General features: G+C 37.9%; 14 protein-coding genes. 7 read left to right on the forward strand and 7 right to left on the reverse strand.

The window, feature by feature from the left end; all coding sequences use genetic code 11:
- Positions 1-203: 203 nt before the first annotated feature.
- Together M1F17_RS19900 and M1F17_RS19905 are read left to right on the forward strand one after the other, a co-directional pair.
- A complete protein-coding gene (locus M1F17_RS19900; protein WP_096863596.1) occupies positions 204-2,084 on the forward strand; it encodes a glycoside hydrolase family 3 protein in 1,881 nt (626 codons plus the stop codon).
- Positions 2,085-2,207: 123 nt separating this feature from the next.
- Complete coding sequence (locus M1F17_RS19905; RefSeq protein WP_004265276.1) at positions 2,208-3,164, forward strand: OmpG family monomeric porin; 957 nt, start codon at positions 2,208-2,210, stop codon at positions 3,162-3,164.
- 150 nt (positions 3,165-3,314) lie between these two features.
- Here the strand turns inward: M1F17_RS19905 and M1F17_RS19910 are convergent, their stop codons facing one another.
- The 7 genes from M1F17_RS19910 to ssuE form a co-directional block, all read right to left on the reverse strand.
- On the reverse strand, positions 3,315-4,328 hold the full coding sequence (locus M1F17_RS19910; RefSeq protein WP_180312207.1) for a sulfate ABC transporter substrate-binding protein: 1,014 nt from the start codon (positions 4,326-4,328) through the stop codon (positions 3,315-3,317).
- Positions 4,329-4,730: 402 nt separating this feature from the next.
- Positions 4,731-5,171: a PACE efflux transporter gene (locus tag M1F17_RS19915; RefSeq protein ID WP_004265273.1), complete on the reverse strand. Its 441-nt coding sequence runs from the start codon at positions 5,169-5,171 to the stop codon at positions 4,731-4,733.
- A gap of 248 nt (positions 5,172-5,419) precedes the next feature.
- On the reverse strand, positions 5,420-6,358 hold the full coding sequence (locus M1F17_RS19920; protein WP_094961890.1) for a sulfonate ABC transporter substrate-binding protein: 939 nt from the start codon (positions 6,356-6,358) through the stop codon (positions 5,420-5,422).
- A gap of 47 nt (positions 6,359-6,405) precedes the next feature.
- A complete protein-coding gene (gene ssuD / locus M1F17_RS19925) occupies positions 6,406-7,557 on the reverse strand; it encodes an FMNH2-dependent alkanesulfonate monooxygenase (RefSeq protein ID WP_004265268.1) in 1,152 nt (383 codons plus the stop codon).
- A 49-nt stretch (positions 7,558-7,606) separates the two neighbouring features.
- A complete protein-coding gene (locus M1F17_RS19930; RefSeq protein ID WP_413242991.1) occupies positions 7,607-8,341 on the reverse strand; it encodes an ATP-binding cassette domain-containing protein in 735 nt (244 codons plus the stop codon).
- Positions 8,342-8,343: 2 nt separating this feature from the next.
- Positions 8,344-9,123 (reverse strand): aliphatic sulfonate ABC transporter permease SsuC, encoded by a 780-nt coding sequence (gene ssuC, locus M1F17_RS19935; protein ID WP_004265254.1) that lies wholly within the window; start codon positions 9,121-9,123, stop codon positions 8,344-8,346.
- 64 nt (positions 9,124-9,187) lie between these two features.
- On the reverse strand, positions 9,188-9,709 hold the full coding sequence (gene ssuE, locus M1F17_RS19940) for an NADPH-dependent FMN reductase (protein WP_004265252.1): 522 nt from the start codon (positions 9,707-9,709) through the stop codon (positions 9,188-9,190).
- A gap of 691 nt (positions 9,710-10,400) precedes the next feature.
- Here ssuE and M1F17_RS19945 point away from each other — a divergent pair.
- From M1F17_RS19945 to M1F17_RS19965, 5 genes are all read left to right on the forward strand, one after another.
- Positions 10,401-11,645, forward strand: a complete 1,245-nt coding sequence (locus M1F17_RS19945) for a PfkB family carbohydrate kinase (protein WP_004265251.1) — start codon at positions 10,401-10,403, stop codon at positions 11,643-11,645.
- Positions 11,646-11,655: 10 nt separating this feature from the next.
- Positions 11,656-12,618, forward strand: a complete 963-nt coding sequence (locus tag M1F17_RS19950) for a sugar ABC transporter substrate-binding protein (protein ID WP_318837123.1) — start codon at positions 11,656-11,658, stop codon at positions 12,616-12,618.
- A gap of 72 nt (positions 12,619-12,690) precedes the next feature.
- The gene (locus M1F17_RS19955) at positions 12,691-14,217 is read left to right on the forward strand and encodes a sugar ABC transporter ATP-binding protein (RefSeq protein ID WP_318837124.1); all 1,527 of its coding nucleotides are present in this window, start codon (positions 12,691-12,693) and stop codon (positions 14,215-14,217) included.
- Positions 14,218-14,230: 13 nt separating this feature from the next.
- The gene (locus tag M1F17_RS19960) at positions 14,231-15,223 is read left to right on the forward strand and encodes an ABC transporter permease (protein WP_172767499.1); all 993 of its coding nucleotides are present in this window, start codon (positions 14,231-14,233) and stop codon (positions 15,221-15,223) included.
- 36 nt (positions 15,224-15,259) lie between these two features.
- On the forward strand, positions 15,260-16,204 hold the full coding sequence (locus M1F17_RS19965; protein ID WP_196724870.1) for a nucleoside hydrolase: 945 nt from the start codon (positions 15,260-15,262) through the stop codon (positions 16,202-16,204).
- The last annotated feature ends 135 nt before the right edge of the window (positions 16,205-16,339 follow it).

Below are 16,339 nucleotides of genomic sequence, written 5' to 3' on the forward strand. Positions count from 1 at the left end.
AAATTATTCTAGGTTAAAATCAATTATTCTTGATAATTTACCGTTTAATATCAATGAAATAAATAAAGACTCCTTCTCTATCTATTTGTACTCTATTCCTCTTACTCTGAAAGAGAGAATACTATCAACTGTGAGCACTCTCACATCATAAATATATCCAGCCACTTATTATTTTTTGAAAAATAACTTAGGGAAAATGAAAAATGAAGAAATTCACTTTACTTAGTGCTTGTATTTTCAGTGCATTTTCAATGGCTAACCCAATAACACAAGCCCAATTGAATGAATTATGGCAAGACAAACAAAAGTCTGCACAAGAAATAGTAAATAATATGTCCGAGGCTGAGAAAATTGGTCAGCTCTTCATGTTAGATTTCAGATATTGGAATAAAGACAGCCATGGAGAACCCGCTCCTTTTCTCGTTATGAATGATGAAGTTTCTAAGGTTATCAATCAGTACCACCTCGGTTCGGTGATCCTATTTAGAGAAAATCTGATTGATACACCACAAACTGTGGAGTTAATTAATAAACTTCAATCTTCCCGCAGTAATCTTCCACTATTTATTGGTACCGACCAAGAAGGGGGTTATGTCACCCGCTTACGCGTAGGCACCGAAATGCCCGGAAATATGGCATTAGGCGCAGCACGTAACCCAGCCCTTGCAGAGCTAACAGGGATGATCCACGGATATGAGCTATCCAGTCTTGGTTTTAATATCAATTTTGGCCCAGTTGTTGATGTTAATAACAACCAAAATAACCCAGTTATTGGGGTACGCTCATACTCAGATGATAAAAATTTAGTTGGCTCTCTGGCCACCAGCTATATTCAAGGCATTCATAAATATAATTTATTGACGTCACTTAAACATTTCCCGGGTCATGGAAATGTCTCTGCTGACTCCCATGTTGATTTACCCGTTGTTAATTCCGACGCGAAAACATGGCGAGACACTGAACTCGTCCCATTCAAATACGCGTTATCTCATGGTGCTGATGCCGTCATGACCGCACATATCATTGTACCAGCACTGGATGACGATAAGATCACCACACTTGCAGGTAAACAAGTTGGCACCCCAGCGACGCTTTCCAAACCTATTTTGCATGGTATTTTACGCGATGAGCTCAACTATGACGGCTTGATAGTGACAGATGCCATGGACATGGGGGCTATTGCTGACAACTTCGATATTAATTGGGCGGTAGAAACCTCGTTACTCGCTGGCTCAGATATTATTCTTATGCCAATTAAAATGTGGGACTCCCAAGCGGTTTCTCGTTTAGATAACATGTACCGCTATTTAGAAACACAAGCAGAGAAAAACCCAGAACTGAAAAAACGTATTGATGAATCCGCAAAACGTGTAGTGCTGAAAAAGCTTCAGCAAGAAATTACAGCACAACCAATAGACTTAGTGAAAGCAGAACAAGTCGTCGCATCAAAAGGCCATAAAGATATTGAAAATATGGTTTCTGAACAGGCTATCACATTAATTAAAAATGAGAATGTGCTGCCCTATCAATTAAAACCGCTGAATCGAATTTTCATTATTTCTGATGAAAAGCCACGCAATACCTTAATTCAAAAACAGTTAAATGATATCGCACAGGAAACGGGGGTTGCTATTATTACAGGCGAAAGTGTCGTTAAATTGAATGAAAATACGCTAACTCAAGATGAAGCAAAAAAACTGGTTCAAAACCAAGATTTGGTATTACTGACGACCTACAATTTAAAGGATACGCCAACGAATGCTCAGCTTATCATTGATGCTGCAAACCAACTTAAAACCCCTATTGTTGTTATCTCTTCACGTAACCCCTATGACATCGCATACCTAAACAATGTAAACGCAAATATTGCCATCTACGGTATTACCGGATTTGATATCACCAATAATAACCGCAATTCGTTAGAAACCAATATTCGCAGCGGTTTACGGACATTATTTGCTAACACTCACGGCCAGCCGCTAAACCCACCTCAAGGGTTGCTACCCGTTAATATTAAAAACCCACAAGGTAACAAAGTGCTGTTCCCTTATGGTCATGGTGAAACCTACTCCACAATCAATTAATTACACAACCTATTAATTATTAACAATGATTTAGCCTTTATACCCCACGGTATAAAGGCCAGACACTAACGCCTTGAACTAAGGCATAAAAAACAAAATATACATAAAAATTAAAGGGTTAAAATGAAAACTTCACTGAATGGTTTACTTTTTGTTACTCTCACAGGATTGACAACATCCGTTTTCGCAGCTGATCAGGTCAATAATGATTACTGGCGCGTTTCTTCCAACGTCTATATGGAACTCGAAAAATTTGAAGGACACCATAATACCAGCGGTCGTAAGGTCTACGACAAAACCACGATGGTTGGCCAACTATTTTTAGCGAATCCTGAATCAAAATGGAGCTTTTTTCTAGAACATAAGGAATCATTAAGAAGCTACAACCACAATTTCTCAACATCCAAAGATTCTTTTATTCGTAATCGTACGCAAATTGGCGCTACTCGGAAAATGTATGCGAGCGATATTGGTCAGTTCAATTTGAATGTCACCTATCGTAAGGAATCAAATGACTCCGCACCGGGCACACAGGCACGGCCATCGAATACTATGTTTTGGTTAATGCCTAGCGGGACATACAATTTCAATGATAAGTGGGCATTTAACTTTTGGGATGCGGTTTACCATTACGATAATTTCCATGCCCCCAATAGTTATGAGTGGGAATCCGAACACGGACTTGTTTATAAGGTCAACGACTCTGCAACCGCCAAAGTCTATCTATACACCGATTGGACATGGGATAAAGACTTTAATAAGACATGGGAACAAAACCAAATTCGCGGTTATTTTCCTATCACGTTAAACCAGGACTGGAGCGTAATGCCTTATTTTCGTTATTATTTAAATGAACATAACTATGATAGTAACAAACGCACTACCCAGAAAGTTAAAGACGGCTACCGTGTCGGGACACAAGTTTTTTATAACTTAACACCAAAACTAACACTATGGGGCGGCTTCGCGGTTGAACCTAGTACTTGGGAAAACCCAAAAAATGCAGGTATCACCTCAGGTGGCAACAACCGTCAAACATTTTATCTTGGCCAGTTAGGTGTCAAATACCAGTGGCAATAATTAGCCCTAGTTTACATCTCAGATAATACTCAAAATAGTTCGTGCTGTAGCTAGGCGGCAAGAAAAGCTAATCCCTAGAAGCATACACCAGTATGTGACTAGGGTTAGCGAACGTAGCCAACAACGCTACAGTGCGAAATATGAAGAGTATTAGCGTTGGATGATTTCGTCGAACACCCCCCCATTCGCAAAATGAGTTGCTTGTGCCGCTTGCCACCCCCCGAAACTTTCATCTACCGTCAGTAACTTAAGCTCAGGAAACTGCTGCTGATATTTTTGAGCCACTTCCACATTTCGTGGACGATAGTAGTTTTTCGCTGCAATTTCCTGCCCTTCAACTGAATAGAGGTGCTCTAGGTAAGCTTCGGCAACTGCCCTGCGGTCACGTTTATCGACAGTTTTATCAACAACAGCGACAGTTGGCTCAGCAAGAATCGAAATACTTGGCGTCACTATCTCAAACTGCCCACTTTCCCCTAACTCATTGATAGCGAGTAAAGCCTCATTCTCCCAAGCAATTAATACATCACCTATACCGCGTTCAACAAAACTATTGGTTGCGCCGCGAGCCCCCGAATCGAGTACTTCCACATTTTTATAGAGCTGTTTAACGAATTGTTTCGCTTTTTCAGGGTCTTGCTGATTTTTATCTAACGCATAGCCCCATGCTGCTAAGTAATTCCAACGTGCTCCGCCGGAGGTTTTCGGGTTGGGTGTCACCACGGAAACGTCTTTGCGGACTAAGTCGTCCCAATCTTTGATATTTTTCGGGTTATCTTTACGAACGAGAAAGACGATAGTCGATGTATAAGGAGCTGAATTATCGGGTAGCTTTTTTATCCAATTTTTATCTATACGGCCACTTTGTGCTATAGCATCAACATCATAGGCTAAAGCTAAGGTAACAACATCGGCTTCTAATCCATTCACCACTGATATGGCTTGCTTACCTGAGCCACCATGAGATTGCCGAACGGTAACGGTATCGCCCGTTTTCTTTTTCCAATAATTACTGAACTCCTGATTATATTGCTGATAAAACTCACGAGTCGGATCATAAGACACATTCAGCAATTGAATATTTTTCGCCCAAGCCCCTGTTGCTAACAGCAATAGCAATGCCGTCGTAAATTGTGATTTTGTTACCTGCCATGAACGTGTCATCCACATTTCCTCATTAAATTTATGATAAGAAGAGGCTGACAGATAGCATCAATTACGGGAAATAATTAAAAAGAAAAACTTATAAGAATGAGGAATATGTGAACAAAGAATAAAAGATAAAGACTTACAAATAACCCTCTTTTAAAACGTATCGTTTATTCCACATTAGGAAAAAGCCATGTAACACTCAAAAGGGTTTAAGCGATATTAGCGTTCGCAAAAGTCAGCTGGCCATTTTTATTATGGCCAGCCTTCTGAAAAAGTATATCTGGTAAATAGAGTATTTGATCTGCAACCTAGAATAGGATAAAAACGTTTAAATCTATTTCCTTATTTACAAGAGTACCCTATTATCAATGTTTCCTTCGGTAACAAATAGAAGGAAACACAACCTTGACGTTATCATGTCATTTTATTTTCCTGCGGCAATGCTGATTTTGGTAAACCAAAGATTTTATCAAAAGCCAAATTAAAAAAGAAAGTATAAATTGGGATAAAAATAATTAAGGCAAAATCGAATATTAATGCTTGTAAAAGACTAATTGACAGCCACCATGCAATTAAAGGAATTAAGAAAGCAACTAGTGTTATTTGAAAAAGTATAGCGTGAACAAAACGGCGTCTAAATGTTCTAATACGTGATTTTTGTTTCGATTCCCAATATTCAAATGCGGTATTGAAAATAAAATTCCAACTAACGGCAATAGTAGTTATTACTAAGGCTAATGGCCCTGTAGTTCCTGCTGAATTACCAGAAAGAAAAGCCAGTGCCAATGCTGAAATAAACCAGCCAATAACTTCATAAATCGTTATAAATACAATTCTACGTTTTATTCCCTGCATTTCTCCACCTCCAATATATTATTACCAATAAAATGACAGAGTAAATATTCGTCAATATTAATAAAACTCAGCCACTTAAGTTTTTATCGCAGGAGACAATTTCATCTACTAGAAAGCGGCAAATGATATAACATTAAGTAGTAAAACATCTGATTATACGAAAAACCGTGTTAAATATTCTCGTATTAAGCTGGCGACTTTATATAAAACTTTATCAATTATTAGATTTAAATATTTTTATTAAAAAATTAATTTACCTTAATTATCCATTGTGCTTTTTTAACATCAACAGGTTCAGGAATTAGACGTGCTTTTACAAAAATATCTGCAATTTTTTGTTGCTTCGCAAACGAATCATCACTCATATGAATAAACCCATAATTTGCGCGTTGTAATGCTTTTAACCATATATCTTTGCTTAGCCCTGTTGACACTGATAAGACTTCTGAGGTTTCTTGAGGATGTGTATTAACCCATTCACTTTGTTGTATTAGTTGCTCAATAATTACTTCAACATATTTAATTTTTTTTTCAGCAAAGTTACGGCTAGCAAGGAAAAAGGTGTAATGAGGAACTAAATTTTCACCATTAACAATTTGACGGACTGACAAGTTAGTTTCAACTTCAGCTAAAAAAGGATCCCAAATCGCCCATGCATCAGTTGCCCCTTTCTCAAAGGCTGCTCTCGCATCTGATGGTTGTAAATAAACTGGGATAATATCACTGTAATTAAGCCCCGCATGTTGCAATGCGGCCAAAAGTAAATAATTCACATCAGAACCTTTATTTAATGCGATCCGTTTTCCCTTTAAATCATTGATAGACTTAATTGATGAATTTTCAGGAACAATAATTGCCTCTGATTTGGGATTAGCCGGTGAATGACCTAAATAGACAAAATCAGCTTGTGCTGCTTGAGCAAAAATAGGTGGTGCATCTCCCGTCGCGGCTAAATCAATACTTCCTAGATTTAACCCTTCTAACATTTGCGGTCCTGCGGGAAATTCAATCCAATTAATATTAACATCATATTTTTTAAATTCGTTTTCTAACGAACCTCGATATTTTAATATTGCAAAAATATTGGATTTTTGATACCCAATATTAATTTTTTTCGCTTCTGCAAAAATAAAGTTGGGGTAGATGAAAATCAGTAATAATGAAGCAAATAGTATTAACTTTTTCATAGTAAGACTCCTGATAGGATTAATTACCTCAAATAGTTTTCACTCACTTATTTTGGCCTTGAATCATTAGCAATTGTTTCACCAAATGGCCCAGTATTAATACATGAACTAGAGAAAGAGAACTCTTTTAGTCCTTGTAATAACGGCATTACTAACTCTGCAAACCGGTGTGCTTCCTCTAAATGCGGATAACCTGAAAAAATAAACTTACTAATACCCACGGCTTGATATCCCCTAATTCGTTCTGCAACTTGCTCAGGTGAACCAACTAAAGCCGTTCCGGCTCCGCCTCGAACTAAACCAATACCGGCCCATAAATTAGGTGCAATAAATAAGCTATCTTTAGAGCCATTATGGAGTGCTTGCATACGCTTCTGCCCCATTGAATCCATACGCGAAAAAATAGATTGAGCTTGAGCAATCACTTCATCATCAAGATGTGAAATCAGCTTATTCGCCGCATCAATAGCCTCTTGCTCTGTTTCTCGCACTATCACATGTAAGCGAATTCCAAACTCCAATTGGTTACCCTTTTCATCTGCTAGTTTCCGCACAGCTGTAATTTTTTCAGTTACATCAGCAATTGGTTCGCCCCATGACAAATATGTATTAATATGTTCTGCTGCAACCGCTAACGCAGCTGGCGATGAGCCACCAAAATACAATGGAGGACCTAATGGTTGTACTGGTGGAAATAGCAATCCTGCATTTTCAACATTTATATGTTCTCCTTGATAATTAACTTGCTGCTCTCCACGGATCAACCGTTTATAAACTTCAAGGAATTCCTTTGTCACTTTATATCGCTCTTCATGATTTAAAAAAATCCCATCACCTCTATTTTCTATCGGATCACCTCCTGTAACCACATTTACCAATAATCGTCCATCTGATAGTCTATCCAAAGTAGAGGACATGCGAGCAGCTAGTGAAGGAGGTTGAAGACCTGGTCTAACCGCCACTAAAAAACGTAATTGTTTGGTCACTGAAACCAATGCTGCAGCAATTAACCACGAATCTTCGCAGCTTTTACCTGTTGGGATCAGCACACCATGGAAACCTAAACTATCCACTGCGATAGCAATTTGCTGCAAATAAGGTAATGTCACGGGACGAGCACCTTTCTGAGTGCCTAAATAGCGCCCGTCTCCATGCGTCGGTAAAAACCAAAATATCTGTAGTTCTTGCTGTGCTGTCATGTTTAATCCCTATTCAATTGATAACAATCAGAAATTATTTTTAATACCTCTAAAACTCTGTAAGTGCACTCAATACCTTCGATTCAAGTTCAATCAACCTAGAGTTAGTCAGTGTTCTGGGATAATCTTCATTTACTTGTAAATCAAAATACAGCCCGCCATCCTTTAACATCAATACTCGTTCAGAGGTAAACACAGCTTCATGCACATCGTGTGTTACAAGCACAACGGTAAATTTGTATTCTTGCCATAGCTTAATGATCAACTGCTGCATTTCTATTCGAGTTAATGCATCAAGTGCACCTAAAGGCTCGTCAAGTAATAGTAAACGAGGACGATGAATAAGTGCTCTTGCTAATGCGACACGCTGTTTCTGTCCACCAGATAATGTTGCAGGCCATTCATTAGCTTTATCAAGCAGTCCAACGGCATCTAGCGCTTCAAGTGCCTCATTACGCCATTTTCCTTTAAGTCCAAGCTCTACATTCTCGATAACTTTTTTCCATGGTAGTAATCGCGGCTCTTGGAACATCATGCGTGTATTATTATAAAAATGAGCTAGTGATAGTGTTTCGCTCGTGATTTCCCCTGACGAGGGAAAATCTAAATTAGCTATTAGGCGTAATAAGGAACTCTTACCACAGCCACTGTGCCCAACAATGGCGACAAATTGCCCTGCAGGAATTGTAAAGCTAAGGGATTTAAGTACTTCATGAGCACCAAACTGTTGAGTAATCTGGTTAACATTAACTGTAATGCCTTCATTTCTAAGAGGTTGATTTATCATCATGCTGGAACCTTTTTTTTCTGCCAAGTAGGATGCCAACGCAAAAGTACAACTTCTAATAAATAGGTCGACCAATCTGCTATTTTACCCAGTAAGGCATAAACAATGATGGTAAATACTACAATGTCAGTTCTGAGGAACTCGCGCGCATTCATTGCTAAATATCCGATCCCTGCATTTGCAGAAATGGTTTCAGCAACAATCAATGTTAGCCACATCAGCCCAAGAGAAAAACGGATACCAACCAATATTGATGGCAGTGCCCCTGGAAAAATAACGTGATGGAATAGTTGATATCCATTTAGTCCATAGCTTTTTGCCATCTCAATCAAACCGCGGTCAATATGTCTAATGCCATGTAATGTATTTAAATAAATAGGGAAAAAAGTACCTAATGAGACGAGAAATATTTTAGCTTTCTCATCAATACCAAACCATAAAATAACTAAAGGGATAAGTGCCAAATGTGGTATATTGCGGATCATTTGTATCGAACTATCTAATAAAGTTTCACCTAATCGGGATAGCCCTGTAATTAGTCCTAAAATAAGCCCTATCGAGCCGCCAATAATAAAACCGATAGAGGCACGTAATGTGCTGACAACCATATTTTCCCATAACTCACCACTTTTTATTAACCTCCACCCCGCATTCATTACTTGAAGTGGTTCTGGTAATATACGGTTTGATACCCAGCCTGAATTTACGGAAAATTGCCAAATCATAAGTAAGGCTAAAGGCACTAGCCAACTCAAAAATAAATTACGTTGATAGCTCATTTTTATTCCCCCAATCCAACAATCGAGTATAGTTCAGCTTGTAATATATAATTCCTAGTTTTATTTAGTGAGCGATAAAAAAACGTAAAGTATTATTTACTCTACCAATGATCTCATCATTAAAAATATATTTCTGAGATTGCTCAGAATACTTTGAATGTTTATTACTAATATAAATTCCAATCATAATTTCTTCAGCTTTTAATGCCATCAATAAGGGTTTAAAAGCATAATCCAATGCTAATTGATGACATTCACTGCCTCCAGACATAATTGGCAATACTCTTTTATTAGCAAATGAACCTTGTGGTAATAAGTCAATTAATGACTTTAACACACCACTATACGATGATTGGTAAACGGGGGAAGCTATAATGACACCATCTGCTCTATTAACTTTTTTAATAAATAATTCTATTTGAGAATGTTGATATTCTGCTTTTAATAACACACTTGAATCAAATTCATTCACACTAACCCGTTCAATCAATACATTATATTCACCAAGCCATTGCTGAATATAATCAAGTAAGGCAGATGAAAGTGATTTCGAATTTGGACTTCCTGAAATAATAAGAATATTCATATTAAACTCTCTATTGATAACTGACTCTTAATATTTATCGAATTAGCCTATGAGAAAGAAATAATTTTTTGTTCTTAGTAATACTATAATCGATATAAAAGAATTGCTTTTTAATTATTATCGGATTTAAAATTTTGAACAGGATGCAAAAAATCAAAAAAAATACCAAAACTACTTGCTTTAAAATTAGAATTTGCAGAATTATTGAATTTCATATTAGCCTAATTAGTAATTAAAAGTAACTGGCCAGAGTTACAGGATTGAATGAATAGTTACTGATGCATTTGATTTTTAATCATTTTATGCTATTACGATTTAATTAAGTGGAAAATCACATTACTGTAATAGACACATTTATCAATGCTGAATATTTTAGCTGTCACTCAGTAGTGGAAAATTTTAATACTCGTTTGATAAATTCATAGGCGGCATCGTAATTACCTTTTAGTATGAAACACCCTGAAAAACTGACTTATTTGTTATTTGTAACAAATGCAAGGAGAGTGTATAGATTACGGATTATAACTATAGATTGTAATCCGTTGACACTAGATTTTTATTCGAGCTTCCTGAACATTTAACTAATTACCCAAATCGGAAAAAAAAATTCCAATTTATGTGTTTATTTTTGAACGTCACTCAATAAACATTAGCATTAATTTAATATTATAAAACTTGGAGGTGAGTATTTATGAAAAAACAAGAACGACAAAAAGCTATTCGAATTAAGTTGATAACTGATAAAAAAGCTTATGTTAGCGAATTAGCTAAAGAATTATCGGTAACTACTCGAACTATTCGTAATGACTTAAATGAGCTATGCCAAAGTACACTATTCTCATTGTTTCATGGTGGCGTACAATTAAAAAACACACCAGATGACGAATCCTTATTTGAACAATCGTTTACAGAAACGATATTAAACGGCTTTAAAAGCGGCAAGGATATTGCACCAAATTCAAATCGAACTACACAAAACAGCTATATTAATGAAAGTGTTTACATCCTAGGTTCGTTTAATGTTGATATTGTCTCTGAAATAACAGCACTACCCCAGATTGGTCAAACCATACGGGCTTCTGCAACACATTTTTATGCCGGAGGAAAGGGGACAAACCAAGCTATCGCTGCGGCTAAAATTAATAATAACGTTCACTTAACGGTTAAATTAGGCTCAGATGAGTTTTCAAAAAAAGCCAAGAGGTATTTAACAAAGACTGAGATTTCATCATTTTCTTTTCTTATAAATGAAATGTCACCAACTGGAATAGCAATCGTATGGGTTTCTGATGCTACTGGTGACAATATGATCAGTGTCACTCTTGGTGCCAACGAAACATTTACCGAAGAGGACATTTTATTAGATATTGATATCATTCGTAATTGCAGAGTATTTTTGACTCAGCTAGAAAACAATTTCCCTATAACTCGTTATGCAATAATGCAGGCAAAACTTGGGAAAGCTATTGTTGTATTGAACCCAGCCCCTTATGTTCCAGAAATCAAAGAAATATTGCATTTAATAGATATTATTACACCAAATAAAATTGAAGCCGAAGCATTATCTGGGGTAGTTATTGACGATATTAATTCGGCAAAAAACGCAGCCAAAAGCATTCATATTCAAGGTGCAAAATCCGTCATTATCACGTTAGGTAATCAAGGTTGCCTAATCTTTGATGGCAAAGTTTATACCCATATTCCTGCCTATAAATCAGCTGTTGTCGATACCAGTGGAGCTGCCGATGCTTTTACTGGAGCACTAGCTGCATACATTGCTAACGGTAAAGAGCTCGTCAATGCAGCGCAGTATGCTTCTGCGTTTGCATCGTTGAAAGTTGAACGTAAAGGCGCATCAAACATGCCCAGTAACTCGCTCGTTTATCACCGTAAGCAGCAATTGTTTAGAGAATTATTCAGTCCCCTAAGCCTATAGGAATAACCAAATGAAAAATAAAATGTTTTATCGCATTATCGGTGCAACTGTCGGAATAGCACTTTCCTCCTTCTTCATCATACCTGCATTTGCCGCCGATACGCAGACGCATAAACCAAAAATTGCCCTAGTCATGAAATCATTGGCAAACGAGTTTTTTCTGACAATGGAGACAGGAGCAAAAGATTATCAGAAAAAAAATATAGATAAGTTTGATTTGATATCTAATGGAATAAAGAACGAAACGGATACGGCAAATCAAATCCAGATTGTAGAGCAAATGATTGTATCTAAAGTGGATGCTATCATCATTGCACCATCTGATTCTAAAGCAATCCTACCTGTAGTTAAGAAAGCAATTGATGCAGGAATAATCGTTATTAATATTGATAATAAATTTGATGAAGGTGTACTCAAAGATAAAAATCTAAATATTCCTTTTGTTGGTCCTGATAATCAAAAAGGAGCTAAAGATATTGGTGATTATTTAGTAAAGCACCTTAAACAAGGTGATCAAGTAGGTATTATTGAAGGCATTCCAACCTCCCGTAACTCTCAACAACGCACTCAGGGATTCCAGCAAGCAATGGCTGAGGGCGGAATGAAAGTGGTTTCTATTCAATCCGGTCAATGGGAAATAAACAACGCTAATGTGGTAGCCGCTGCAATGCTGAGTGAATATCCCGATATCAAAGCACTGTTAGCAAATAACGATAACATGGCATTAGGTGCAGTTTCTGCAATTCGTTCAGCTGGAAAAAAAGGACAGGTTCTGGTGGTAGGTTATGACAATATCGAAGCAATTAAGCCGATGTTGAATGGTGGCCGAGTATTAGCAACAGCAGATCAATTCGCTTCCCAGCAAGCTGTATTTGGCATTGATGCCGCACTTGATGCGCTCAAAAATGGTAAAAAACAAAGTGATTTATCCAGCAATATTGAGACCCCAATAAAACTTATTATTAAACAATAGGTTAATCATGGTTCATTGCTTTGGTATCGCACCTTTCGGATATCAGAGCAGCTTACCCGATAAGGTCAGGATATGAAAAATAGGCAAGAGATCCTCGCAATACACGGAATAAGTAAAACCTATAGTGAACCTGTCTTAGTGGATGTGACACTAGCATTATATTCAGGAAAAGTATTGGCTCTGACTGGGGAAAATGGCGCCGGAAAAAGTACCTTAGCCAAAATAATTGGAGGACTAACCAGCGCAACCTCTGGACAAATTATTTATCAGGGAAAACCTTACACGCCTAACAGCAGGAAAGATGCTGAAAAATTGGGTATCCGCATGGTGATGCAGGAACTCAATTTACTGCCCACGCTATCGGTAGCAGAAAATCTGTTTCTCGAACAGCTTCCTCACCGATTTGGTTGGATTGATCGGAAAAAGTTAAACGAAGTAGCTCAACCCGTGATGGCCATGGTTGGATTGCAATCGATCGATCCTAATACACTTGTTGGTAAATTAGGCATTGGCCATCAACAGATGATTGAAATCGCAAGAAACTTAATTGGTGAAAGCCGAGTTCTTATTCTTGATGAACCTACAGCAATGCTCAGTAACCGTGAGGTTGAATTACTATTTAAACAGATAATGTTGTTTAAAGCCCGAGGTGTTTCATTGATTTATATCTCCCATCGATTAGATGAATTAGCGGTAATTGCTGATGATATTGCAGTACTACGGAATGGCCACCTAGTCTGTGTGGATGATATTAAACGCTATAACAGTGATCAGCTAGTTTCACTGATGGTCGGACGTGATTTAAAAAGTTCATTTAATTTAAATCAGCACCAGGTCGGTCATCCGATCTTGAAAGTGAAAAACTTTAAGCGTGGAAGAATTATTCAAGATACATCGTTCACGCTACACAGTGGTGAAATATTAGGTATTAGCGGTCTAGTAGGTTCTGGACGAACAGAACTTTTACGCGCTATTTTCGGTGCTGATAAAATCGACAGCGGCACATTACAGGTTGGTGATCCGTTAAAAACCGTAGTAATACGATCTCCTAAGGATGCAATTAAGCACGGTATCGCATTGGTTACAGAAGATCGTAAAGGCGAAGGCCTTTTATTACCACAATCTATAGCAGCAAATATCTCCTTGGGTAATAGCGATAAAACAAGCTTTCTATCAATCGTTAGCTCACTTGATGAAACCAATTTAGCAAATAAATATATTAAAAACTTAGGCATCCGCGCGACAAATCCTTCGCAGCCTGTAAAGAGTTTATCAGGAGGTAATCAGCAAAAAGTATTAATTAGCCGATGGTTAGAAAGAGATTGTCAGATTATTTTATTTGATGAGCCCACTCGAGGTATAGATATTGGTGCAAAACAAGATATTTACCAGTTACTGAATGCGTTGACGGCTAAGGAAAAAGGCATTGTTGTCGTTTCCAGTGATTTACGCGAACTCATGCTCATTTGCGACCGTATTGCAGTAATTTCAGATGGCAAACTAGTGAATACCTTTTCACGTGGTGACTGGAGTCAGGAGCAAATTTTAGCAGCAGCATTTTCTGCATATCAGCATGTAGAAAATACTTCTAGCGAATAGCCGAGGATAAAAAATGAATAACAAATTATCGACTAAACAAGCGGCAACAACAAAAGAAACCCCTTATACATCATTGAAAGAGTTAAATAGCTACATCGGATTAATCGGCGCGTTATTGGCGATGATAGTGCTATTTTCATGCCTTAGCACACACTTTTTAAGCATGAATACCTTTAGTACTATTGCGAATCAAATCCCTGACCTAATTGTTATGTCTGTTGGGATGACATTCATATTAATTATTGCAGGTATAGATCTTTCCGTTGGATCGTTGTTGGCTCTTGCAGCAGCTGTGGTAAGCGTAACGTATTTAAATTTCCAATGGCCCCCATGGCTAGCAGCTCTTTCTGGTGTAATGCTCGCAACACTAGTTGGATCACTAACGGGCTTCATTACGGTTGCTTGGCGTATTCCCGCATTTATCGTCTCTCTCGGAATGTTGGAAATGGCTCGAGGAGTAGCCTATCAGTTGACTGACTCTAGAACGGCCTATATTGGTTCTATTTATGATTATATTGCCGACCCGGTTTTCCTCGGAGTATCCCCTTCTTTTATTATTGCCATAGTAGTCATTATAGTCGGGCATTTAGTTTTAACTCGAACTGTGTTTGGCCGTCATTTGATTGGTATTGGTACGAATGAAGAAGCGGTCCGATTATCAGGCATTAATCCCGGGCCTTATAAGATCGCTGTGTTTGCACTTATGGGAGGATTATCTGGTTTGGCCTCACTGTTCCAAGTGGCGCGCCTTGAGGCCGCTGACCCAAATAGTGGTGTTGGAATGGAACTACAGGTTATTGCTGCTGTTGTGATAGGCGGTACAAGCTTGATGGGAGGAAGAGGTTCAATTATATGTACTTTTCTTGGAGCATTGATTATTTCCGTTCTGGCTGCTGGGTTGGCACAAGTTGGTGCAAGCGAGCCCACAAAACGCTTTATAACAGGAGCCGTAATTATCGTTGCAGTGGTACTTGATACATACCGTAGTCATTTAAACAAGAGCTAAACAACCACCTACTAAATGTTAATAAAAGGAAAAAAAATGTCTAAAAATAAAATTATTATCGACTGTGACCCCGGTCATGATGATGCAATGGCTATTTTTTTAGCATTAGGTAATCCGAATATTGATTTACTTGCCGTAACAACGGCTGCTGGAAACAAAACTTTAGATGAAGTCACTTATAATACACGCGCTGTTATGGAATTAATCGGTGCAAATAATATTCCTATCGCAGCAGGTTGTTCTCGCCCTTTAGTCAGGACAATACAAAAAGGTTTAAAAACTCATAAAGTAACAGGTATTGATAGGTCACAACTTCCAGAACCTAAACTACCTATTGATAAACGACATGCCGTTGACTTAATTATTGATACCATTAAATCTCACCCACCAAAAACAGTAACTCTCGTTCCGATAGGGGGACTTACAAATATTGCATTAGCAGCAAGAAAGGCGCCAGAAATTGTAGGATTAGTGAAAGAGGTAGTTTTAATGGGGGGTGGCTACCATACAGGCAACAGCACAGCTGTTGCTGAATTTAATATCCTCATAGATCCTGAAGCCGCCCATATCGTATTTAATGAAACTTGGCCTATCACAATGGTTGGATTAGACCTAGCCTATCAAGCACGCCCAGATGACCAAATCATAGAAAAGATTAAGGCGTTAAATACTCGGCTAAGCCATTTTGTTGTTGAGTCCCTCAATAACTACACTGCTAGTTATCGTCAGCAAAAAGGACATAGTGACCATGCCCCAGTTCATGATTTATGCGCTGTTGCTTATGTTATCGACCCATCGATAATGGAAACAATCAAAGCTCCAATTAATATTGAATTGCAAGGTGCTCTAACAACGGGAATGACAGTCACAGATTTTCGTCAACCCATTAAAGCAGAATGCCATACCCAAGCTGCCACTAAATTAGATAATCCGCAATTATGGGATATGTTTATTGATTCCCTTGAGCAATTAGGAAAATAGAGTGATAACCACCCCACATAGCGGGTGGTTTACTCCTTAATTTCTATAGAGGTAATCTGTATTAACAAATAAACCAGATATCAACGGATGCATAGAGCAATGATATTAGTGAAATAGTGAAGACATTTGAACGCT

This window comes from Providencia sp. PROV073 (assembly GCF_033688125.1).
GTDB classification, from domain to species: domain Bacteria; phylum Pseudomonadota; class Gammaproteobacteria; order Enterobacterales; family Enterobacteriaceae; genus Providencia; species Providencia hangzhouensis.

Excerpts from the sequence above, each read along its gene's own strand:
- M1F17_RS19965 (WP_196724870.1), top strand. The coding sequence starts at position 15,260 with ATGTCTAAAAATAAAATTATTATCGACTGTGACCCCGGTCATGATGAT.
- M1F17_RS19910 (WP_180312207.1), bottom strand. The coding sequence starts at position 4,328 with ATGACACGTTCATGGCAGGTAACAAAATCACAATTTACGACGGCATTG.
- M1F17_RS19900 (WP_096863596.1), top strand. The coding sequence starts at position 204 with ATGAAGAAATTCACTTTACTTAGTGCTTGTATTTTCAGTGCATTTTCA.
- M1F17_RS19950 (WP_318837123.1), top strand. The coding sequence starts at position 11,656 with ATGAAAAATAAAATGTTTTATCGCATTATCGGTGCAACTGTCGGAATA.
- ssuD (WP_004265268.1), bottom strand. The coding sequence starts at position 7,557 with ATGACAGCACAGCAAGAACTACAGATATTTTGGTTTTTACCGACGCAT.
- M1F17_RS19905 (WP_004265276.1), top strand. The coding sequence starts at position 2,208 with ATGAAAACTTCACTGAATGGTTTACTTTTTGTTACTCTCACAGGATTG.
- M1F17_RS19955 (WP_318837124.1), top strand. The coding sequence starts at position 12,691 with ATGAAAAATAGGCAAGAGATCCTCGCAATACACGGAATAAGTAAAACC.
- M1F17_RS19915 (WP_004265273.1), bottom strand. The coding sequence starts at position 5,171 with ATGCAGGGAATAAAACGTAGAATTGTATTTATAACGATTTATGAAGTT.
- M1F17_RS19960 (WP_172767499.1), top strand. The coding sequence starts at position 14,231 with ATGAATAACAAATTATCGACTAAACAAGCGGCAACAACAAAAGAAACC.
- M1F17_RS19945 (WP_004265251.1), top strand. The coding sequence starts at position 10,401 with ATGAAAAAACAAGAACGACAAAAAGCTATTCGAATTAAGTTGATAACT.
- M1F17_RS19920 (WP_094961890.1), bottom strand. The coding sequence starts at position 6,358 with ATGAAAAAGTTAATACTATTTGCTTCATTATTACTGATTTTCATCTAC.
- ssuC (WP_004265254.1), bottom strand. The coding sequence starts at position 9,123 with ATGAGCTATCAACGTAATTTATTTTTGAGTTGGCTAGTGCCTTTAGCC.
- ssuE (WP_004265252.1), bottom strand. The coding sequence starts at position 9,709 with ATGAATATTCTTATTATTTCAGGAAGTCCAAATTCGAAATCACTTTCA.